This is a genomic window from Luminiphilus syltensis NOR5-1B (assembly GCF_000158175.1).
Taxonomy (GTDB): Bacteria; Pseudomonadota; Gammaproteobacteria; order Pseudomonadales; family Halieaceae; genus Luminiphilus; species Luminiphilus syltensis.
In genome coordinates, this window is sequence record NZ_DS999411.1 from 633,233 (window position 1) to 653,890 (window position 20,658).

The window sequence follows — 20,658 nt, forward strand, 5'->3', positions numbered from 1 at the left end:
ACGCGCGCGACAGTCGTTACACTGCGGTCTTAATACACCGGAGGCACAACCGTGAAAGGCGACGCAAAAGTAATCGAGTATTTGAATAAAGTTCTGGGCAATGAGCTCGTGGCCATCAATCAGTATTTCCTGCACGCGAAGATGTACAAGGACTGGGGCCTGACCGAACTCGGCGAGCACGAGTACCACGAATCCATCGATGAGATGAAGCACGCCGATGAGCTGACCGAACGCATTCTTTTTCTTGAGGGTCTGCCAAATTTGCAGGACCTGGGTAAATTACTGATTGGTGAGACGCCCCGTGAAATGCTCGAATGCGATCTTAAGCTGGAGCATATCGCCCACGTCGACCTGAAAGAAGGCATTGCTCATTGCGAGACAGTGGGTGACTTCGTCTCCCGGGACTTGCTGCTGAGGATTCTCGACGCCGAAGAAGAGCACATCGACTGGCTCGAGACCCAGATATCACTCATGGATCGTGTCGGAGAGCAGAATTATCTCCAGACCGCCATGAAGACCGTCAAGCCTGACGAATAATGGGCAGTTGGTGAAATAAAAAAAGGCGGGAATTCCCGCCTTTTTTGCGTCTGGCGGATGCCAGACTTCAGCGGGCTGTTACTCGGACTCCGGCGCCCCCGCCACTACTTCACTGAGCTCGCCGGCTTCGTGCATCTCACAAACGATGTCACAACCGCCCACCAATTCGCCATCAACCCATAATTGGGGAAACGTGGGCCAGTTGCCGTACTGGGGAAGATTGGCGCGAATTTCCGGATTCGATAGCACGTCGACATAGGCAAACCGCTCACCGCACGCCATCAGCGCCTGCACCGTTCTCGCCGAAAAGCCACATTGGGGCTGATTGGGCGAACCCTTCATGTACAGAATCACACGGTTATTGCTGATCTGATCCTTGATAGTCTCTATAACGTCCATAACGCTTCCTCAACAAAAATGTTCAATGTCCTAGTGTAATAGGTTGTGGTGCCAAGGTGTTAATTCAAGCGGCGGGTGTTTCGCGGGCACCGCTTAATCGGTATGCTTCAGCGCTCTTTTTTCTAAGGTTTGGTTTTCTTCATGACCACCTACGCATCCCGCATCATGCCTACTTACGGTCGCCTGCCCGTGTCCTTCAGCCGCGGCGCAGGCGAGCTCCTGTTCGATGGCGACGATCGACCCTATATCGATGGTGTCAGCGGCATCGCCGTGACCAACCTCGGCCATTGCCACCCCGCCGTCACCAAGGCGATCACAGCCCAGGCTGGTGCGCTGGTGCATACCTCCAATCTTTACCGCATTGATACGCAGGAAGCACTGGCCGCAACGCTCACCGATGCGACCGGTATGGATAACGTGTTTTTCTGCAACTCGGGTGCGGAAGGTAACGAGACAGCGATCAAGCTCGCGCGCCAGTACGGCGCACAAAAAGGCATCGAGCACCCCGGTATCGTGGTGCTCGAGGCGGCATTCCACGGTCGCACCATGGCCGCCCTTTCAGCGACCGGGAATGAAAAGCTGCAGCTAGGTTTTGGCCCAATGCTCGAGGGCTTCTATCGGGTGGCGAGAGACGACATCGAGGCCATATCAAGGCTGGCTGAAGCGCACGCCAATATTGTTGCCGTACTCGTGGAACCGATTCAGGGAGAAGGCGGCGTATATCCGCTCCCCGTTGAGTACCTGAAGCAGCTTCGGGCAATTTGCGACCAACACCAGTGGCTGCTGATGTTTGACGAAGTCCAGTGCGGCAACGGGCGTTGTGGCAGCCTTTACGCGTTCCAGCGCATCGGTGTTACCCCCGACGTCCTGGTCACAGCGAAAGGCCTCGGTAACGGTGTTCCCATTGGGGCCTGCATGGCGCGGGGCGACGCCGCCGAGGTCATGGCACCCGGCCATCATGGCACCACCTACGGCGGCAATCCGCTGGCGTGCAGCGCGGCTCAGGCCGTCGTCGATACCCTCATCGGCGAGCAGCTTTGGGATCGGGCAGACCCGATTCGGGCCGCCGTGCTTGAAGGGTTTCGGGAACGACTCGCCGAACCCGGTTGGGTCAGGGAGGTACGGGGTACGGGACTGATGATCGGTATTGAACTGACCCTTCCCTGTGACGGGCTTGTTCAGTGCGGCCTCGATCAGGGGGTTTTACTCAATGTGACTGCAGGCCGTACGGTACGCCTGCTGCCACCATTGGTCATGTCCGATGAAAACGCCCGGGTCCTCGGCGGTGGTGTTGCAGAGGCTATCGGCGCAATGATGGCCCGACAAACGCAAACAAAAGGAGCGTGAACCATGGCTCAGCCCCGGCATTTCCTGACGCTAGATGATATCAATGCGGACGAGTTTCGTTCGATTATCGCTCGCGCAACGGAACTTAAACGTTTGCAGCGCGAGGGTATCAGTCACGCGCGCTATCCGGGCAAAGTGCTGGCAATGATTTTTGCCAAGGCCTCCACCCGAACCCGGGTCTCCTTCGAGGCCGGAATGACGCAACTCGGCGGCAGCGCCATGTTCCTGTCCGCCGCCGATACGCAACTGGGTCGCGGCGAGCCTGTTGAGGACACGGCGCGGGTTATCTCTTCGATGGTTGACGCTGTCATGATTCGCACCTTCGAACACAGCACGGTGGAACGCTTCGCCCGCATGAGCAGCGTCCCGGTCATCAACGGGCTGACCAATGATTTTCACCCCTGCCAACTGCTGGCCGACATGCAAACCTGGTTTGAGCATCGCGGTGATATCGCCGGCCGCAGGGTGTGTTGGCTGGGTGACGGCAACAACATGTGCCAGTCCTACATCAACGCCGCGAGATTACTGGACTTTGAACTGGTCATTGCCTGCCCCGAGGGCTACGAACCCGACGCTGATCTGGTCGCAAAGAATGCCGAGCGCGTCCGGATCGAACACGATGCCGATGCTGCAGTTGAGGGTGTCGACCTGCTGGTGACCGATGTCTGGGCATCGATGGGTCAGGAGGAAGAGCAGAAAATCAGGGAGGCGGCAATGGCCCCCTTCCAGTTGTCGCGCGGCCTGCTCGCCCGGGCGGCAAAAGATGCGCTTTACCTGCATTGCCTGCCGGCCCATCGGGGTGAAGAAATTACCGCCGAGCTTATGGACGCCCCCGACTCGGTCATCTGGGATGAGGCCGAAAACAGGCTGCATGCGCAGAAAGCGCTGCTCGAATTCCTGCTGGGCTAGCACCGGCCGGGAAGTCGACCAATAACCAAAGTCGCTAAAACAGATTATGGTTATAAAAAAATAATCCACCTCGCTCGATACCCGCGATTCGCCTTGTCCCCAGACTGATTTGTTGCATTTACTGATCTGGCAAGTTAGCGAGCACTAGCTCGTCGTGTTGCGAACATGTTTTCCACAAAATAACCCCGCTCCAATACCCTTGCATTGGCATCGCGACCCGCCTATCTTGGGGTTTCTCGGACAAGAAACCCCAACATATGGGGTTTCGTCGACGAGTCACCCCAACAATAAACCCAGCGATGCCCAGGCCAGGCACGAAGGTGGAGACGTAATGCAACCAGGGACCGACTTACCAGCAACCGCCCCAACCCGTTCCAACCCTATTCCTACTACCAGCAACCCCGGCGCCAGCCCACTGGCAGCCACAGCGCCCGGTCAGCTTAGAGTCATCAAACGAAATGGAACCGTCGTCGCGTTTGAAGACAGCAAAGTTTCAGTGGCGATCACCAAAGCATTTCTGGCCGTAGAGGGCGGAACAGCGGCGGCCAGCTCTCGTATTCATGAAACCGTAGCAAAACTGACCGAGCAGGTCGTTGCCACCTTCAAGCGGCGGATGCCCTCGGGGGGCACCATCCATATCGAAGATATTCAGGATCAGGTTGAGCTGGCCCTGATGCGAGCCGGCGAGCACAAGATAGCGCGTGATTATGTGATCTATCGTGAAGCGCGGGCACAGGAGCGCGCCGCCAAGGCCGCACTGTCCCCCGAGTCGCAGCAGGCCGCAGAACGGATCAACGTGGTACAGGCTGACGGCAGTCGCAGCCCGCTGGATATTGAGCGGGTAAGAACCATTGTGGCGGAAGCCTGTGAGGGGCTGGCTGACGTCAGCGAAGCCGCAATCATCGATGAAGCGTTGCGTAACCTCTACGATGGTGTCGCCGCAGAAGAGGTCAGCACGGCGCTGGTGATTACCGCCAGAACCCTGATCGAACAGGAACCCAATTACAGTTACGCCGCTGCCCGGTTACTACTCGATAACCTTCGCGCTGAAGGCCTCAGTTTCATGGGCGTCGCCGAATTGGCGACCCAGCAGGATATGACAATCCACTACCCCGCCGCACTAAAGGCCTTTATCAAGCGCGGCATTGAGCTTGAACTGCTGGCACCCGACCTGCAGGACTTCGATCTTGAAGAGCTTGGCTCCGCTCTGCTCCCCGAGCGTGACCTGCAGTTTTCCTACCTGGGGCTGCAGACCCTGTACGACCGCTACTTTATCCACAGCGACAACACGCGCTTTGAACTACCCCAAATCTTCTTTATGCGCGTAGCCATGGGTCTGGCGGCTCGCGAAGAAGCCAAGAACGCGCGCGCGATCGAGTTTTATCGCCTGCTGTCCTCGTTTGACTACATGAGCTCGACACCCACATTGTTCAATGCAGGGACGCTGCGGCCGCAGCTGTCGTCGTGCTACCTGACCACGGTTCCCGATGACCTGTTCGGTATCTACGGCGCGATCCAGGACAACGCCATGTTGTCCAAATTTGCCGGTGGTCTGGGCAATGACTGGACCCCGGTGCGAGCGCTGGGCGCTTACATCAAGGGCACCAACGGCAAAAGCCAGGGCATTGTCCCCTTCCTGAAAGTGGTCAACGACACCGCCGTTGCGGTGAATCAGGGCGGCAAGCGAAAAGGCGCGGTCTGCGCCTACCTTGAAACCTGGCATATGGATATCGAAGAGTTTCTTGAACTGCGCAAGAACACCGGCGATGACCGTCGCCGTACCCACGACATGAACACGGCCAACTGGATTCCCGACCTGTTCATGAAGCGTGTCTTCGACGATGGTGACTGGACCCTGTTTTCACCCAACGACGTACCTGACTTGCACGACCTTTACGGCAAGGCGTTTGAAGAGCGGTACCAGCAGTACGAGGCGATGGCGGCGTCCGGCGAACTCAAGCTGCATAAAACCCTCAAGGCGCAGAGTCTGTGGCGCAAGATGCTGGGAATGATTTTTGAAACCGGCCATCCCTGGATGACGTTCAAGGATCCCTGCAACCTGCGATCACCCCAGCAACACTGCGGCGTGGTGCATTCCTCAAACCTGTGCACCGAGATCACACTGAACACCAGTGCGGATGAAATCGCGGTATGCAATCTGGGTTCCGTCAACCTGCCGCAGCATATAGAAAATGGCGTACTCAATCTGGATAAGTTGCGCAGCACTATTCGTACCGCCATTCGAATGCTCGATAACGTCATCGATATCAACTATTACTCGGTACCGCAGGCAGAGCAGTCCAACTTTAGACATCGACCTATTGGTATGGGTGTCATGGGCTTCCAGGATGCGCTCTACAAACTCGATGTCGCCTACGGGTCCGACCAGGCGGTGAGCTTTGCCGACCAGTCCATGGAGGCCATCAGCTACTACGCGATTGAAGCGTCGAGCGAGCTCGCAGAGGAACGCGGCAGCTACTCGTCCTATGAAGGCTCACTGTGGAGCCAGGGCATTTTCCCTCACGATTCGCTGGATCTGCTCATCCAGCACCGCGGTGAAGACTACATTCAGGTCAATCGTGACCAATCCATGGACTGGGCACCGCTCAAAGCCAAGGTAGCCGCCAACGGGATGCGCAATTCCAACGTGATGGCGATCGCACCCACTGCGACCATCGCCAACATCACCGGGGTCTCACAGTCGATCGAGCCGACCTATCAAAACCTGTACGTGAAATCCAACCTCTCTGGGGAGTTCACGGTAGTTAACCCCTATCTGGTCAAGGATCTGAAGGCTCGCGGGTTGTGGGATAAGGTCATGGTCAATGACCTTAAGTACTACGACGGTAGTGTCCAGGCCATCGACCGGATACCCGACGATCTCAAGGCAAAATACGCAACCGCCTTTGAGGTTGAGCCCCGTTGGCTCGTCGACAGCGCCAGTCGTCGGCAGAAGTGGATAGACCAGGCACAGTCCCTCAATCTTTACATCAATAACGCCAGCGGCAAGAAGCTCGATGTGACCTACCGTATGGCCTGGTTTAACGGATTGAAGACGACCTATTACCTGCGCTCGTTGGCGGCGACCGGGACAGAGAAATCCACCGTCGAAAGTGGCAAGCTCAACGCGGTATCCAGCGGCTCGGCAACGCCCCAACCCGCTCCGGTTCCCCAGGCATGCTCCCTGGACGACCCCGACTGCGAAGCCTGTCAGTAAGTAAGCACAACAAGAGGAATGAATTATGTTGAATTGGGATGACTACCACGAAGAAGACGGCGGCAATAACGCAGCTGATATCGCCCCCGCTGTGGTTGAAAAAACCCTGGATACAATAACGCAGGCCGAGGCTATCGATGATGGTGCGGCGTCTGTGTCCACCGCGACCCCTGAAGCTCAAGACCCCATGGCTTCCGAAGCGATCCGGAAGGCGGCAGAGGCTGTCGCCAGCCTCGACGTTGCTCCCGGTCTCGAGGAGCTGGAGATGGGTGCGCAGCGCGTCTCCGTGGACGAAAAAGCAATGATCAATTGTCGCGCCGACCTCAACCAGCTGGTGCCCTTCAAGTACGACTGGGCGTGGCAGAAGTACATTGATGGTTGCGCCAATCACTGGATGCCGCAGGAAGTGAACATGACGGCCGATGTGGCCACCTGGAAGAGCAGTGATGGGCTCACCGAGGACGAACGTCGCATCGTACTCCGCTCGCTGGGCTACTTCTCGACCGCAGATTCGCTGGTGGCCAACAATTTGGTACTGGGTATTTACCGCCTGATCACCAACCCCGAGTGCCGCCAATACCTGCTGCGCCAGGCCTTTGAAGAGGCGATTCATACCCACGCCTATCAGTATTGTATTGAGTCGCTGGGGATGGATGAGGGCGCGGTCTTCAATATGTATCGCGAAGTACCGTCGGTCGCCAGAAAAGCGACCTGGAGCCTCAGCCACACCCACTCCCTGTCGGATCCAAACTTCAAGACCGGTACCGTTGAAACGGATCAACAGCTGCTGCGGAATCTGGTCGGGTTTTACTGTGTCACCGAGGGTATTTTCTTTTACTGCGGCTTTACCCAGATATTATCCATGGGCCGACGCAACAAAATGACCGGCGTTGCCGAGCAGTTCCAGTACATCCTGCGGGATGAGTCGATGCATCTGAATTTCGGTATCGATGTGATCAACCAGATCAAACTGGAAAATCCACATCTGTGGACTGCGGAATTCCAGGAAGAAGTGGTGCAGATGATACTCGAGGGCACCCAACTCGAGATTGAATATGCCCGTGACACCATGCCGCGCGGCGTATTGGGTATGAACGCCGCCATGATGGAAGAATATCTCCAGTTTATCTGTAATCGACGACTCAACCAGCTGGGCCTGTCAGAGCAGTACCCCGGCGTACAGAATCCCTTTCCCTGGATGTCAGAGATCATGGACCTGCGCAAGGAAAAGAACTTTTTCGAGACTCGGGTCATCGAGTACCAGACGGGCGGCGCCCTCACCTGGGACTAAAAAGCTAGACCTTAAAAAAGGCCGGCAACACACGTTGTCGGCCTTTTTTTTATTCCCGACCCTCAATCGAGGGTAACGAGACACTTACCCCGGGCGTTGCCGTGCATCATGTCGCAGAAGGCCTGTGGCGTTTTCTCAATGCCATGGTATTGCTGGTCAAAACCTTTTAACTCGCCTTTCTTCAGGCGTCTGCCCAGATCGTCCATAATCGCGGGAAACTGATCGATGTAGTCAGAGAACATAAACCCTTCCATACGCGCGCGCTTGGTAATCAATTCCCAGCAGTTGGTGACAGGATCGGGAGCTTCTGCCTCATATTGAGATATCGCACCGCAAAGCACCAAGCGCGCGTTTTCCCGTAACTGGCCCATCACGGTGTTCAACGCCGCTCCACCGACATTGTCGAAGAACAGGTCGATACCCTCAGGCAGCGCCTGCTTCAGAGCAGCGTCCAGGTCGGGAGATTCTTCCCGCGAAATCGCGGCGTCGTAACCCACCTCTTCGACCAACCATTTCGCTTTTGCCGCCGAGCTTGTCAAGCCAACGGTGTAACACCCTTCGGCCTTGGCCAGTTGGCCCACAACCGTTCCCACAGCACCACCGGCGGCACTCACCACCACGGTGTCCCCGCGCTGGGGCTTACCCACTTCCATCAATCCTATCCAGGCGGTAACACCCGTCGGACCCAGGGTGGACATGTATTCATGCAGGGGCACGCCCGGTGTCGTTTCAAGGATTGACGTCAGGTCGCTGCCATCGAGCACGCTGAATTCTTCCCACGCGGTGCGCGCATTGACGATAGCGCCTACAGGATAGTCAGGGTGTCGGGACTCAATGACTTCGCCGAGCACAATACTCTGTACCGGCTCGTTGAGTTTCATCCCCTCAAGGTAGTTATCACCGGCGCCCTCATTCATCCACGCCCGGAAACCGGCATCGAGGGAAAACAGGCGATTTTTGATCAGAAAAAACCCCTCCTCAACGGCAGGCATAGGCACCTCAGCAACAGCGAAGTCCTCTTCGGCAATCTCACCCTGTGGATATCGGGCCAAAACAACGGCTTTAGGCATCTAACTTTTCTCCTTTATCGATGATTCAAACTCATCGACCATAAAACTCACAATTTTATCGCGATCAAATAACCGCGCTTCGTCTGCTGCAATTTCTGCTGCCGCCTCTGGTTCACTCAGCGCAACCATGGCCGCATCAAACGTCGCCTGGTCAGGGAACCAGATCTCCAGGACCACATCACAGGGCAGCTCCCCTGCCTTCGGCGCTCCCGTCGCAGGGCGACAATAGCGTCTGACATAACGCTCGGCATACCCCCTGAGGTACTTCTCACCGATCAACCGATGCCCGTTTTCGTAGCGCTGCTGGAATTCTTCCCGGCTGATATCCGGGCGTCGAGTAAGTAGCGTTACCATTTTGATCATGAGTATCTCAGCCCTCACCCATCATTTCATCAACGGTAGGGATACGCCTTAGCGTCTGCCCCGCCGAGACATCGAGCACGACACCGGTCGCGAAGCAATCGTCGCTCGCCAGCCAGGCTGCGGCTTTGGCAATATCGAGTACCGACGCGAGTCGAGGCAGGGCAATCTCTTTTTTAAACGCCTTCTCGACCGTCGGCATCTGCAGATAGGCCTCTGTCATGGCGGAAGGGGTAAATCCGGGGGCGACGGCATTAACTCGAATGCCCCGGGCGCCGTATTCATTGGCCGCGATTCGCACCACGTGATCGGCGCCCGCTTTGGCGCCCGCGTAGGCTGCAAGTCCGGGGGGCGCGAGGAGCGCCGTTTGCGATGACGTGGTAACGATGGCACCGCCATCGCTCATTTTCTCCGCCATAAAGCGGATAAACATGACGGTACCGGCCAGATGAACATCGGCGCTGTGCATCACGGCATCGCGAGTGAGTTCGGCGATGGCGCCTCCGGCCTCAACACCGGCAAAATTGAGCGCCACATCCAGCTGGCCAAACTGTTCAACGGCAAAACTCGCGAGCCCTTCCAGCTGCTCATCGCTGGTAATGTCACAGGTAAATGCGGCACAACCCAGATTCTTGGCGAGCGCGGCGACCTTTTCCCCGGAACGTGACGCGACAACCACCTGCGCTCCCGATTCAAGACAATACCTGGCGGCGGCGGCACCCATACTGCGTTCATCGGATGCGCCCAAAACGACGACTACCTTACCTTCGAGTAACCCCATCACTATCTCCCTCCTACCTTGTCTGTCTTGTCTGTTGTTGTGCCTGATCAGTGCCGCCGAAGCAGTGAAACGGCCTATACCGGCCAGTTGCGCAGGCTGCTGAAATCCCTGCCACCACGCTGGCCGAAGGGAACCCTGGGGTTCTGCTCGCGGAAATCCTGATCGGTGGCGGGATCATTGCGGACCCAGTCGACAATTTCATAGCGTTTGACGATTCGCCAGTCACCAGCGCGACACTCGTATTCATCCACGTAGCGGCCCGATACCAACAGATCGAAGGCGTTGTCACCGTCAATGACGCGATGCTGGGCGAAAAAGTAAATTTCACCCTCGGCACGATCACCATGGATGCTGATATCCATTTGCCCAAGAATATGTTGGCTGGATTCCAGGTCAGACAAAAAACCCTGGGCGAATGCAACAAACTCCTCTGCCGATCCCGCCATCAAACCGCAGTCCACGTAGGCGCCTTCATGGAAGGCGGATCGGTGTAGATCCGGATCGAGTCGGTCCTGGCCACGGATGTAGCGCATACAGGCTGCAGCGATGTCTCGACGCGCAGCGAGATCCCGCACTTCAGCTTCTAAATCAAAGGCCATAGCGTCGCCCTACACTTATTATTAGTTTGGTGACTATCGCACAGCCGTTTTTAAATAACAAACAATGTTGACTGTTTTTAAGTAAGCCGATACGGTCAGCAACCAATGTCGCCGGGTTCGCACTCGAGCATTAATCAGTGGGCGGCCAGAAATCCGGACCACTCATCATAAAAAAGGGGGATATATGGAACTGAGGCTGGATGGAAAAGTTGCGCTGGTGACGGGCGGCGGTAAGGGTTTGGGCAGAGCTTGCGCACTGGCCTTTGCGCGCGCCGGCGCCGATGTCGCCATTTGCGACGTCGACGAAACGGCGGCCGCAGCGGTTAAGGCTGAAATTGAAGCCGCAAACCAGCGCTGTTTTACCGGCAGCTGCAACGTGAGCAGCGCCGCCGAGGTAAAGGAGTTCTTCCACGGCGCCGTCGAGGCGCTGGGTAGCCTGGATATCACGCTCAACAACGCCGGCGTATCAGCGCCGATAGTACCCCTCGCAGAGACTGAAGAAGCGGATTTCGACCGCTTGATGTCGGTCAACCTAAAGGGGGTGTGGCTGTGTCTGCGGGAAGCTCTGCGCATCATGGAGCCCCAGGGACAAGGCAATATCATCAATATGGATTCCGCCCTGGGACGACGAACTTTTCCTGGCGTTGGCCTTTACGTCAGCAGCAAATTCGCGGTGGCGGGTCTGACTCGTAATACCGCCATCGAGTACGCCGAAAAGGGTATTCGCATTAACGCCATGTGTCCGGGGAACGTGGCAACGCCACTGTTGGTGTCGTCAACTACCGAGGAAATGCAGGGCATTCTCGCGGATCAACACCCTATGAAGCGCCTGGGTACCGAGGAGGAGATTGCCAATCTTGCTCTTTTTCTCGCCAGTGATGCATCGAGCTTTATGACCGGTGAGCTGGTTGCCGCTGATGGCGGATGGACCGCCCTCTAAGACGATTAGCTGACGTCAACCTCAAGCTGCCCGTTTTCGACCCGCACGGGGAAGGTTCGAACAGGAACCCGGGTGAGCTGACCCATCGGCTCACCGTCCTTCAGGTTAAAGCGTACTCCGTGCAGCGGACAGGAGATGAAGCATCCGCGGATGCGTCCACCCTCGAGCTCGGCTTCCTGGTGGGTGCATCGATTCTCGACCGCATAAAATTCATTGCTGGCACGGCACACCAATATTTTCATTCCGGCCAGTTCGACCGCTTTGCCGCTGTTGTTTTCCAGCACGTCGGCCGCAAAGGCCACCTGATAATCCGACATGTCTTGCTCCGATCAATAACGTAAAGGCCAGCAAACGAACCAACCTGAGAAAGGGATAGAGGATAGCACTGAGGCAGCCAATAAAAAAACCGTCAAGCTTGCTTTAATTTTTCCGGGTGTTTAGTCTAGCTCCGCTAACCTCAAAATTCCGCCATAAAAAAACCGGAGAGCACCATGCTGCCCACATCCAAACGACAGTGGACGCTTGCCAAGCGACCCCACGGTGTTCCCAGCACCGATGAAGTAACCATTGAGGAAAAAACGATCGGCGAGCTGCCGCCCGGTCACCTGCTGGTCGAAAACCATTATTTCTCGCTGGATCCGGCGATTCGCGGCTGGATGTCCGATGCCCCCTCCTACTTGCCGCCGATACCTCTGGGAGAGCCCGTACGCTCTACCGTATGCGGCAAAGTACTCGCCAGCACCAGCGATGGATTTGCAAAGGGCGATCTGGTGTATGGCATGGGTGCCTGGGAAACCCACGGAGTCGTACCCGCCGAATTCTTCACCAAAGTTCCCGAAGACAATACCTTCCCGCTTCACTACTACGTGAATATGCTGGGAGCCGTTGGTCTCACGCCGTATTTTGGCGTGATCGAAGCCGGCAAGGCCCAGGCAGGGCAAACCATGCTTATGAGCGCCGCCGCCGGCGCGGTGGGGTCAATCGGCGGTCAGATCGCCAGGCTTATGGGCCTACGGGTGGTCGGTATGGCGGGGTCCGACGAAAAATGCCGTTGGGTCACCGACGAGCTCGGCTTCGATGACTGTATCAACTATAAAACCTGCGGCGATATGGTCGACGCGATTGCAAAGGCCTGCCCGGAGGGCGTGGATCTGTTTTTCGACAATGTCGGCGGCGAAATTCTCGACGCGGCACTGATGAACCTGAACAGCGACGCCATCATCGTTTTCTGCGGCGCGATCAGTAGCTATAACGCTACCGAGCCCGTGCCCGGCCCCTACAACTGGTGGCAGGTACTCGCCCGAAGCGTGACCATTCAGGGGTATTTGATCAAAGACTATTTTGATCGCTTCCCAGAGGGGCAGGCCCAGATGTCCGAGTGGCTCAACGAGGGCAAAATCCAGTTCAAGGAACACATGGTGGACGGATTTGATAACACCCTCGATGCCTTTTCACTGCTCTTTAGCGGTGGGAACGAGGGAAAGCTCATGGTCAAACTCGAAGCCGCCGACTAACGTTCAGGCTATTGCAAACAACAAAGGCCTATCGCGGATTTCAGAGGTCGCCAGTCTCCCCTCAGAAGCCTCGCGTATGACGTCATACCTGACCCGGGCGGCTCAGCCCCGGATTACTCGAGCTGCTCGCGTAGCTCCATCGGCGATGGCGTATTAAACCGCTCGCTCGTCGACGCTCGAGCAAACCGCCGCCGAGCCACCCTAAGCAATCGCTGCAAGTACAGTCGAAGCAACCCCGACGATGGCACCGCCACGAGGTGAGGTGGGCGGGAGTGCTTTGAGCGTCGACGAGCAATTCCGACAGTGCGCTGGCCCTGCTGGAGCTACGCGAGCAGCTCAAAGGACTACCGCCTGCCTCACCGACTTCAATAAAGAGGAGGTGGTAATCAGCGATTGCCGTTCAGCGGACTGATGAAGGTTCTGTGCAGGTCTTGATCCCGCCAAAATCCGCGATGAAGAAAAAAGCCCGCATTGGCTTCAATGCGGGCTTTTTTTATCGGTCAGACCATTATCACAAGGTGGGTTCAGGCGCCGACTCGTCACCGTTCACATAGTACTTGATCCACTTGTGCACGTACTGGTTGGCGCGTTCGTTGCGACCGAAGATCACATCCTTTTGATGGCCCGCCTGTAAACCGCGCTGCACCTGCAGTCCCAACTGGTAGTCCTCTTTGTCGACGACGTCACGGAGCCAGTCGACCATCTCAACTCGCGCCTGTGCTTCCGCCTCATCGGCTGGCGGCTCGGGGTGCAGGAAATGAAGAATCGTTGTGTTCTGGTCCACCGTTGGGCCCGGTATCAACTGGGCGACCTGAGTAATTTCGGGAGCGACAAAAATAGAGACGTTGGGGAAAAACAGGCGAATGTAGTCATACCCATCGTTCTCAAATTTCCAGAGATCTTCCTCCGGGGTGTCCTTGTGCTTGAGGATGCCTTTCTGCGGAAATCCAATAAAGACGTGGGGGCCATGGGCATCGAACTCCATGATATTGGAAAATGTTCTGGGCTCGATGGTTTCCGGGTGCGCAGCCTTGAAGTGATAGCCTTCAAGATAACCGTCGTAGGCGATTTTCCAGTTGGCGCCATGGATCACGCGGTTTCCAACATAGCTCCAGTCTTTAAAGCCCTTTTGGACCACATCATCCATCATACCGCCCAGATACGAACGAATATCCACCGTCGAATCGGGGTCGAGTACCGCAAATAAAAGGCCGCCCTCTTCGTGAGAAGGAAACTCAACCAGATCTCGATCGCCCCGGCAGTCTTCACCGAACTTGGGCGCTTCAGCGACTCCGCGCAGGGTGCCGTCCCCACTGAACGACCAGGCGTGATAAGGGCAGGTAAAGACCCGCTTGTTGCCGCTCTCCGCCTGGGTCAAGGTCATACCTCTATGGGTACAGACATTCATAAGCACCTTGGCGCTGCCATCGGCCTGCCGGGTGATTAGCAGCGGCACGCCCTGGTAATCGCGGGTGAGGAAGTCGCCGGTTTCCGGGATCTCATGAGACACCGCAACCATCACTGGCAGCTTTTTAAATATCGCGGCCACTTCTTTTTCATAAAAGGCAGGATCGGTGTATTGGGATGAATCCACGCGCATGGTGCTCTCGGCCCAGTCAGTGGTGCCGTTTTCAACGTGCTCCATCATGCGCTTGATAATCTTGGTATAACGCTCTGCAAGTTCCATTATTTCTCCTAATCGCTCAGCGGTGCGTAAAGCCCGGCTATTCGGGCATCTCGACCGGGCCCATGGCGGAAACCGAGTATTGCCTTGCATCCAGGCTCTTGATGTCCAGCCCACCGACGGTCTGCAGGAACTCGAGGATGTGTGGCGCGCGCAGGTGATCGTCGAGATGCTGTTTACTCGCCCACTGCTCAGAAATCCAAATGACGTTGGGATCACAGATATCAACGGCCATGGCATACATCTCGCAGCCCGCTTCCTTCCGAGTGGGTTCGATCAATTTACGCGCCGCTTCAACATACTTCGGGGCGTCCTCCGCCGATAATTCGGTGCGTGCGATAATGGCTAAGGTATTCATATTCCAGTTCCTGTTTTTGGATTATTGTGTGGATGCAGCGTCATTTGAAGCACGAGCCCTATCGGCCGCCTGCTGCAGCCCATCGAACATCATTTGGTAGGCACCGCGAAGAAACGTTTCCGCCTCCTGCTCCCTGCCCGGTTCGGTTCTGAACTCCCCTCGATAAGAAATTCCGCAGCTACCGTCATCTGACGGATGCAACTGTCCGGTAGCGGTGTACTGCACAAGGCCCGCAGGCCGCTCGCCAACTATCGCGAGTTGCCAGCGGTAGATTTCAGGATCAAGAGCCAACAGCTGTTCGCTGACCGCATGACTAAAGCCGGCATTGTAAATATGGCGAGTCATGCCGATGCCCTCGCCGTCGATATCGACACGTTCAATGTCGATCGCCTGCCCCTGTGGCCACCACGCCTCGATATTGCCGAAGTCGACGATCAGGGGCCAGATAAAGTCAGGGTCGGCATCCAGCGAGTGTTCAACCAGCAATTCCATTGTTATCTCCAACACAGCACAAAGGCAGGGCGTGCCATGAACGTTATTGTTGTGCCCACGGACGGACCTGTTGGCTATCGTTTTTCAGTCGCTCCGCAGCAGCGAGAGTGTATAGCAAACGCGTGTTTTTAGCCTGGCTCAACGCCGAGGCTAGGCACCCGGCAATAAAAAGTCAAGCTTGCTTGCTTTTTTCTCAGGCGTCACCTAATCTCGTGTCAAATAATCAGCAAAGACATCACATTATGTACCCATCGAAACAGCGCCAACTGGTGCTGCGACAACGGCCAACGGGGCTTCCCACCGAACAGGATATCGAGCTCGCTGAGGGTGACGTTAAACCACCGCAGCCGGGCGACGTGGTTATCAAGAATCTCTATTTATCGCTGGATCCTGCGCAGCGGGATTGGATGAATGACGCGGTCTCCTACCTGCCGCCTATTGCCATCGGCGAGGCCATACGCAGTACAACCCTGGGCCAGGTCGTTGCCAGCGAGAGCGACGCCCTCGCCGTTGGCGACTTCGTCATCGGATTGGCAACCAACGCCTGGGAGGAATACAGCACCACCCCCGCTGAGCAACTTGAAAAGGTGGACAACAGTGAGTTCCCCCTGCACTACCATTTGACAATTCTCAGCGGTGCCATGGGTCTGACTCCCTATTTCGGCATGCTGAAACTGGGACTGCCAGCCCCCGGCAAGACGGTACTCATGAGTGCCGCGGCCGGTGGCGTTGGCTCGATTGCGGGCCAGATAGCGAAGTTACACGGGTGTCGCGTCGTGGGTATCGCCGGTGCCGACGAGAAGTGCCAGTTCATCTGCGACGAGCTCGGATTTGATGACGCCATCAACTACAAGGCGGTAGACGACCTTACAGCGGCCATCGCGGAAAAGTGCCCTGAAGGGATTGATATCTATTACGACAATGTGGGTGGTGAAACCCTCGATGCGGCACTACTGAATCTGGCGCAGGGCGCCCGGGTGGTCTTCTGTGGCGCCATTTCCACCTACAATGCCGACGGCCCGGTACCGGGTCCTTTCAATTACTGGCAGGTGCTGGCCAAAGGTGCGAGCGTCCACGGCCAGATGAACCTCAAATACGCCGACGAGTACCCTGCGGCAATCGAGCAGTTGAAAGCGTGGGTGCGTTCCGGTGAGCTCAAATTTGCCGAACACATTGTTGAAGGTATTGAAAACACCGTCGATGCCTATCGCATGCTGTTTACCGGCGGCAATAAAGGCAAGCTCATCGTCAAGATCGCAGATCCAGACTGAACTCAGTCTCGAAATCACAGCAAACGAACAGTTAACGGAGCAAATTTATGAGTGGCAAGCTGCAGGGTAAAGTGGCGCTGATTACGGGTGGCACCAACGGTATTGGTAAAGCGGCCGTCGAGGGTTTTACCCGCGAGGGAGCCTCCGTCATCTTTACCGGAAACAACGAGACCGCTGGTGCTGATATCTCGCAGGCAACCGGTGCCACCTTTGTCAAGCATGCGGTGCAGGATGTGGAGGGCTGGAAAGCATTGGTGGCACAGATTCGTGCTGAACACGGTCGTCTTGATATTGCCTTTGCCAATGCCGGTACCAACTCCGGCGACAGCAATATCGAGGACGTGGAAGTCGATGCGTGGAAGCGGCTGATCGATATCAATTTGACAGGGGCGATGCTGACGATTAAGTCGGCGGTCGAACTCATGCGAGAAAATCCCGGTGGGCCCAGCGGTTCCATCATTCTCAACAGTTCGATCAATGGCATTCTGGCCTTGGCGGGCGATGTCACCTATTCCACCACCAAAGGCGCACTGCGCCTGCTGGCGAAGTCAACCGCGGTACACCTGGGTAAATCCGGTATCCGCTGTAATACCATCCACCCCGGTGTTACCGAGACGCCTTTGATTGAAGGCGCGATCAACAGCGCCCCGGATCAGGCGGCGGCGCGAAACATGCTGGAAAACGTAGCTCCCATGGGTCGCATGGCGAAGATGGAAGAGATCGTGTCCCTGGTGATGTATCTGGCTTCTGACGACGCCAGTTTCGTCACCGGCTCCGAGCTGGTTATCGACGGGGGCTCAACCGCAGGGTTGCCCGGCGTCTAAACTCAGTTTAAGGGTATAAAAAACGCGAGAGAAATCTCGCCTTTTTTATGGTGCGATACCGTTATTCACCGTGGAGGACTTTGAACTTCCTGAGGGAAAATTTCCACTCTCCGTCAACCTTGACACACTCGTCGTGGTACTCACCCCGCGGACGTATTTCATTGCCATCCTGGGTAACCGCGACTTCGGTGGTATAAGAGCGCATGGTCGCTTTGTCACCAGTGACCTCGATGACGCCAGGCTGTGCCATCATGTTGACGAAAGGAAACAACTTCATGGCTTCGACCCAGGCCGAGACAATATTTTCTCGGCCCTGAATGCCCGACATTTCCAGGTGCGGGAGTTCCCATACCGCGTCCTCGGCCCAGGTACCACCCCAGATCGTCGCATCCCTCTGGTTGACGCCGTCGCAGTAGCGATCCAATAGCGCCCTGATTGCCAACTGGTCCATGAGTGTGTTGTCCGTCATTCGGTTCTCCCCAGTAAAAGTAGTCGGTGCTGTTTGGCCTGCAAGACCGTCAGACGCTGATCAGTCCGCCATCAATAACCAGCTCGGTGCCGGTTACATAGCTGGACATGTCAGACGCCAGGAACAGCGCCGCGTCGGCAATCGATGAAGGTGGCCCCATATACCCCATGGGGATTTTATCGACGATAATTTTGTACTCTTCCGGATTATCAGTGGCGGCCTGGGCGTTCATATTGGTGAGGATCATACCCGGATGGAGTGTGTTGCATCGGATGCCCTGCCGCGCCGTTTCAGCGGCGACCGCTTTGGTAAATCCATGGACGCCCGCCTTGCTCGCTGCGTAGGCCGTAACACCCACCACGCCCACCAAAGCGGCGACCGAAGACATGTTGACGATGGAACCCTTGATGTCATCCTCGCGCATCATTTCAACAACCAGTTGTGTGCCCATGAAAACGCTGGTCATGTTCACACTCATCTGCTTTTCGTAATCCGCCATGGTGAAGGCTTCCAGCGGCTGGAGCACGGCGATTCCGGCGTTGTTCACCAGCACATCGATACGTCCATAGTCCGACTTGATCCTGGCCAGTGTCGCAACCCATTCGTCCCGCGAGGTCACATTCTGTCCCCAGCCCACCGCGGTACCACCGGCGTCGTTGATCTCAGAAGCGGTACGTTCGGCGCCCGCCCCGTCCATATCGGTAACGATCACCGTGGCGCCCTGCTCACCGAATCGGTGGGCAATCGAGTGGCCCAGTCCGGGATTGGAGGCCGCGCCCGTGATGAGGCAAACCTTGTTTTCTAATAAAGCCATCTGGATATTCCTTCGCTGGAGGTAAAAAGTGTGTTGGGGTTTTTGTTCATTCACTGCCCATTACGACAGCTTCCGGGTATCTTGCGGTCAGCCGGGAATCTCGCCAGCGGCAACCATCGCTGCCTGAAGCTCGTTGGCCCGAGGATTTCTGCGCAGACAAAGGCCACCGTTGACCTGCAGATTTTCGCCCGTCATAAAACAACGGTCAGAGGCCAAAAAAAGTGCGGCTTCGGCAATGTCTTCCGAGGTGCCGTATCTACCCAGTGGGTAGCACTTGGCAAATTCCTGCTTCAGCGCTTCACTCTTTAGCGCCTCTGATGTCATAGGGGATTCCGTCAAGCCCGGCGAAATCGAGTTAGCCCGTATTCCCACCTCGCCATATTCGTTGGCGACGGTGCGGATGACATGGTCGATACCCGCCTTGGTACCCATGTAAGCCGCATGGTTATCGAGCATTATTTTCGCGGTCGCGGATGAAATCTGGATGATCGAGCCGCCGCCCTGAGCGGTCATCACCTTAACCAGGTGCTGAAGCCAGATAAATGGGCCCTTGAACTGAAGATCGACCATCCGATCGAGCTCCGCTTCCGTGGTCTCGGTGAGCGGCGTCAGCAGCCCCCACCCGGTCGCATTGATGGCAACGTCAACACGTTCAAACTGCGCGACGTGCTGCTCGAACATTGCCGAGATCGAACTCCGATCACAGAGATCACAGTGAAGCCAATGGCCCCCTATCTCCGATGCAAAACGCCCCAGTGCGTCATTGTCACGGCCCGATACCACGACGGTTGCGCCTTCTTCCGCAAACCGTCGCGCCATGACCTGACCCATGTTGCCGGGTGTGCCAGCGCCGACTATTGACACCACTTTTCCTGAAAACGCGCCCATTTATTCTCCGACTTATCGTTATTTTTCAGACAGAACAAAACATTACAGCATGTTTTTTTCTAGCACAACAGCGGCTGTCAGCGAATGGCATTCCCCGGGGAACGCGAGAGAGGTGATCTGCCGGCACCAGTGCCGGCTGAGTAGTGCAAAAGCGCTGTCGGTCAGTCCGCCTCGACCTGATAAATCCTCATCAGCGTGTCGGTAACCAGATCGATCACCCGGTCTGCCCGCTTCTTCTTTTGACTGCCCATATGGCTGTTCGCCATACCCTGCATCACAAACTGGACAAGGTCGTGGGCCGCCTCCAGAGACTGCACCTTGGTCCAGTGGGGGAATACGGTTTTTACCGTCTGCAGGAACTGGCGGTCAAAGTCCTTCTCGACATCGGCAATGATATCCCCGAGTTCGGCGTCGGTTCTCGACGCTGCACGCAGCTCCTCGTAAGCCACAAAAGAAGGCAGATTCACGTACTTCCATGCCGCCACCACCGACTTTCGGATGCTTTCACGCTCCAGTGCGGCCTCAGGATCGTCGATATTTTGCATCAGTTCCCGATATTCCATCAGACGAGTCGCGTGCAGATGGGACACCACGGCCTGCAGTACCGCAAAACGTGAGGGAAAGTGATGCATCATGGCACCCCGGGAGACCCCCGCCTGCGCCGCTATCAATGCGGTAGTGGTGCGGGTATAGCCACGCTCGACAAAACACGTGATTGCCGCGTCAATAATCGCCTTGCGCGTCATCGCGCTCTTTTCCGCCTGCCAGCCGTCGCCGTTGGCCCTCACTTTCTTCGCCTTTTGACGCACGGCTGTGCTGCTGCGGTCAGATCCATCACCGGCGTCTCCTGTTCGCGAGTCCAAATTTGTCATGTCCTGCTTCCCCATAGCGGAT

Annotated in this window: 22 protein-coding genes; 9 read left to right on the forward strand and 13 right to left on the reverse strand. The window is 56.4% G+C overall.

The genetic code is table 11. The annotated features are described in order from the left end of the window. Nucleotides 1-51 precede the first annotated feature (51 nt). Nucleotides 52-537 (forward strand): bacterioferritin, encoded by a 486-nt coding sequence (bfr, locus tag NOR51B_RS02850; protein WP_009019044.1) that lies wholly within the window; start codon nucleotides 52-54, stop codon nucleotides 535-537. 78 nt (nucleotides 538-615) lie between these two features. Here the strand turns inward: bfr and grxD are convergent, their stop codons facing one another. Next, nucleotides 616-936, reverse strand: a complete 321-nt coding sequence (gene grxD / locus NOR51B_RS02855; protein ID WP_009021169.1) for a Grx4 family monothiol glutaredoxin — start codon at nucleotides 934-936, stop codon at nucleotides 616-618. A gap of 141 nt (nucleotides 937-1,077) precedes the next feature. On the opposite strand from grxD, the gene NOR51B_RS02860 reads away from it, so the two are divergent. The 4 genes from NOR51B_RS02860 (at nucleotide 1,078) to NOR51B_RS02875 (ending at nucleotide 7,700) form a co-directional block, all read left to right on the forward strand. After that, the gene (locus tag NOR51B_RS02860) at nucleotides 1,078-2,283 is read left to right on the forward strand and encodes an aspartate aminotransferase family protein (protein ID WP_009019636.1); all 1,206 of its coding nucleotides are present in this window, start codon (nucleotides 1,078-1,080) and stop codon (nucleotides 2,281-2,283) included. A gap of 3 nt (nucleotides 2,284-2,286) precedes the next feature. Then, nucleotides 2,287-3,192, forward strand: a complete 906-nt coding sequence (argF, locus tag NOR51B_RS02865; RefSeq protein ID WP_009019225.1) for an ornithine carbamoyltransferase — start codon at nucleotides 2,287-2,289, stop codon at nucleotides 3,190-3,192. Between the two features lie 331 nt (nucleotides 3,193-3,523). Then, nucleotides 3,524-6,409: a ribonucleoside-diphosphate reductase subunit alpha gene (locus tag NOR51B_RS02870; protein ID WP_009019507.1), complete on the forward strand. Its 2,886-nt coding sequence runs from the start codon at nucleotides 3,524-3,526 to the stop codon at nucleotides 6,407-6,409. A 25-nt stretch (nucleotides 6,410-6,434) separates the two neighbouring features. Further along, entirely contained in the window at nucleotides 6,435-7,700 is a 1,266-nt protein-coding gene (locus tag NOR51B_RS02875; RefSeq protein ID WP_009020198.1) for a ribonucleotide-diphosphate reductase subunit beta, read from the forward strand. Between the two features lie 62 nt (nucleotides 7,701-7,762). On the opposite strand, the gene NOR51B_RS02880 is transcribed toward NOR51B_RS02875, so the two are convergent. The 4 genes from NOR51B_RS02880 to NOR51B_RS02895 form a co-directional block, all read right to left on the reverse strand. Beyond that, a complete protein-coding gene (locus NOR51B_RS02880; RefSeq protein ID WP_009021187.1) occupies nucleotides 7,763-8,770 on the reverse strand; it encodes an MDR family NADP-dependent oxidoreductase in 1,008 nt (335 codons plus the stop codon). Beyond that, nucleotides 8,771-9,133 carry an EthD domain-containing protein gene (locus NOR51B_RS02885; RefSeq protein ID WP_040482278.1) on the reverse strand — a complete coding sequence of 121 codons (363 nt, stop codon included), beginning with the start codon at nucleotides 9,131-9,133 and terminating at the stop codon, nucleotides 8,771-8,773. A gap of 7 nt (nucleotides 9,134-9,140) precedes the next feature. Then, nucleotides 9,141-9,911 (reverse strand): SDR family NAD(P)-dependent oxidoreductase, encoded by a 771-nt coding sequence (locus tag NOR51B_RS02890; protein WP_009019546.1) that lies wholly within the window; start codon nucleotides 9,909-9,911, stop codon nucleotides 9,141-9,143. Nucleotides 9,912-9,985: 74 nt separating this feature from the next. After that, on the reverse strand, nucleotides 9,986-10,510 hold the full coding sequence (locus NOR51B_RS02895; RefSeq protein WP_009020811.1) for a nuclear transport factor 2 family protein: 525 nt from the start codon (nucleotides 10,508-10,510) through the stop codon (nucleotides 9,986-9,988). Between the two features lie 184 nt (nucleotides 10,511-10,694). Between NOR51B_RS02895 and NOR51B_RS02900 the strand changes: the two genes are divergently transcribed. Continuing rightward, nucleotides 10,695-11,450, forward strand: a complete 756-nt coding sequence (locus NOR51B_RS02900) for an SDR family NAD(P)-dependent oxidoreductase (protein ID WP_009020536.1) — start codon at nucleotides 10,695-10,697, stop codon at nucleotides 11,448-11,450. Between the two features lie 5 nt (nucleotides 11,451-11,455). Here the strand turns inward: NOR51B_RS02900 and NOR51B_RS02905 are convergent, their stop codons facing one another. Continuing rightward, nucleotides 11,456-11,767 carry a Rieske (2Fe-2S) protein gene (locus NOR51B_RS02905; RefSeq protein ID WP_009019768.1) on the reverse strand — a complete coding sequence of 104 codons (312 nt, stop codon included), beginning with the start codon at nucleotides 11,765-11,767 and terminating at the stop codon, nucleotides 11,456-11,458. A gap of 174 nt (nucleotides 11,768-11,941) precedes the next feature. Here NOR51B_RS02905 and NOR51B_RS02910 point away from each other — a divergent pair, with 174 nt between their 5' ends. Then, nucleotides 11,942-12,964, forward strand: a complete 1,023-nt coding sequence (locus NOR51B_RS02910) for an NADP-dependent oxidoreductase (RefSeq protein ID WP_009020517.1) — start codon at nucleotides 11,942-11,944, stop codon at nucleotides 12,962-12,964. A gap of 511 nt (nucleotides 12,965-13,475) precedes the next feature. Here NOR51B_RS02910 and NOR51B_RS02915 read toward each other — a convergent pair. From NOR51B_RS02915 to NOR51B_RS02925, 3 genes are read right to left on the reverse strand one after another with little or no spacing between them, the layout of a single operon-like run. Then, complete coding sequence (locus tag NOR51B_RS02915; protein ID WP_040481656.1) at nucleotides 13,476-14,651, reverse strand: aromatic ring-hydroxylating oxygenase subunit alpha; 1,176 nt, start codon at nucleotides 14,649-14,651, stop codon at nucleotides 13,476-13,478. A 37-nt stretch (nucleotides 14,652-14,688) separates the two neighbouring features. After that, nucleotides 14,689-15,006, reverse strand: a complete 318-nt coding sequence (locus NOR51B_RS02920; RefSeq protein WP_009020980.1) for a putative quinol monooxygenase — start codon at nucleotides 15,004-15,006, stop codon at nucleotides 14,689-14,691. 21 nt (nucleotides 15,007-15,027) lie between these two features. Beyond that, nucleotides 15,028-15,498 (reverse strand): SRPBCC family protein, encoded by a 471-nt coding sequence (locus NOR51B_RS02925; protein WP_009019756.1) that lies wholly within the window; start codon nucleotides 15,496-15,498, stop codon nucleotides 15,028-15,030. Between the two features lie 242 nt (nucleotides 15,499-15,740). On the opposite strand from NOR51B_RS02925, the gene NOR51B_RS02930 reads away from it, so the two are divergent. After that, nucleotides 15,741-16,769: an NADP-dependent oxidoreductase gene (locus tag NOR51B_RS02930; RefSeq protein ID WP_009021480.1), complete on the forward strand. Its 1,029-nt coding sequence runs from the start codon at nucleotides 15,741-15,743 to the stop codon at nucleotides 16,767-16,769. 47 nt (nucleotides 16,770-16,816) lie between these two features. Continuing rightward, nucleotides 16,817-17,593: an SDR family NAD(P)-dependent oxidoreductase gene (locus NOR51B_RS02935; RefSeq protein ID WP_009020296.1), complete on the forward strand. Its 777-nt coding sequence runs from the start codon at nucleotides 16,817-16,819 to the stop codon at nucleotides 17,591-17,593. 61 nt (nucleotides 17,594-17,654) lie between these two features. Here NOR51B_RS02935 and NOR51B_RS02940 read toward each other — a convergent pair whose 3' ends face one another. The 4 genes from NOR51B_RS02940 to NOR51B_RS02955 all read right to left on the reverse strand — a co-directional run bounded on the left by NOR51B_RS02940 (nucleotide 17,655) and on the right by NOR51B_RS02955 (nucleotide 20,636). Next, on the reverse strand, nucleotides 17,655-18,062 hold the full coding sequence (locus tag NOR51B_RS02940) for a nuclear transport factor 2 family protein (protein WP_009021680.1): 408 nt from the start codon (nucleotides 18,060-18,062) through the stop codon (nucleotides 17,655-17,657). 49 nt (nucleotides 18,063-18,111) lie between these two features. Further along, nucleotides 18,112-18,876 (reverse strand): SDR family NAD(P)-dependent oxidoreductase, encoded by a 765-nt coding sequence (locus NOR51B_RS02945; RefSeq protein WP_009020594.1) that lies wholly within the window; start codon nucleotides 18,874-18,876, stop codon nucleotides 18,112-18,114. Nucleotides 18,877-18,963: 87 nt separating this feature from the next. Continuing rightward, nucleotides 18,964-19,764, reverse strand: coding sequence for an SDR family NAD(P)-dependent oxidoreductase (locus NOR51B_RS02950; RefSeq protein WP_009019823.1), 801 nt, complete (start codon nucleotides 19,762-19,764; stop codon nucleotides 18,964-18,966). A gap of 161 nt (nucleotides 19,765-19,925) precedes the next feature. Beyond that, nucleotides 19,926-20,636 carry a TetR/AcrR family transcriptional regulator gene (locus NOR51B_RS02955; protein WP_230198387.1) on the reverse strand — a complete coding sequence of 237 codons (711 nt, stop codon included), beginning with the start codon at nucleotides 20,634-20,636 and terminating at the stop codon, nucleotides 19,926-19,928. Between the last annotated feature and the right edge of the window lie 22 nt (nucleotides 20,637-20,658).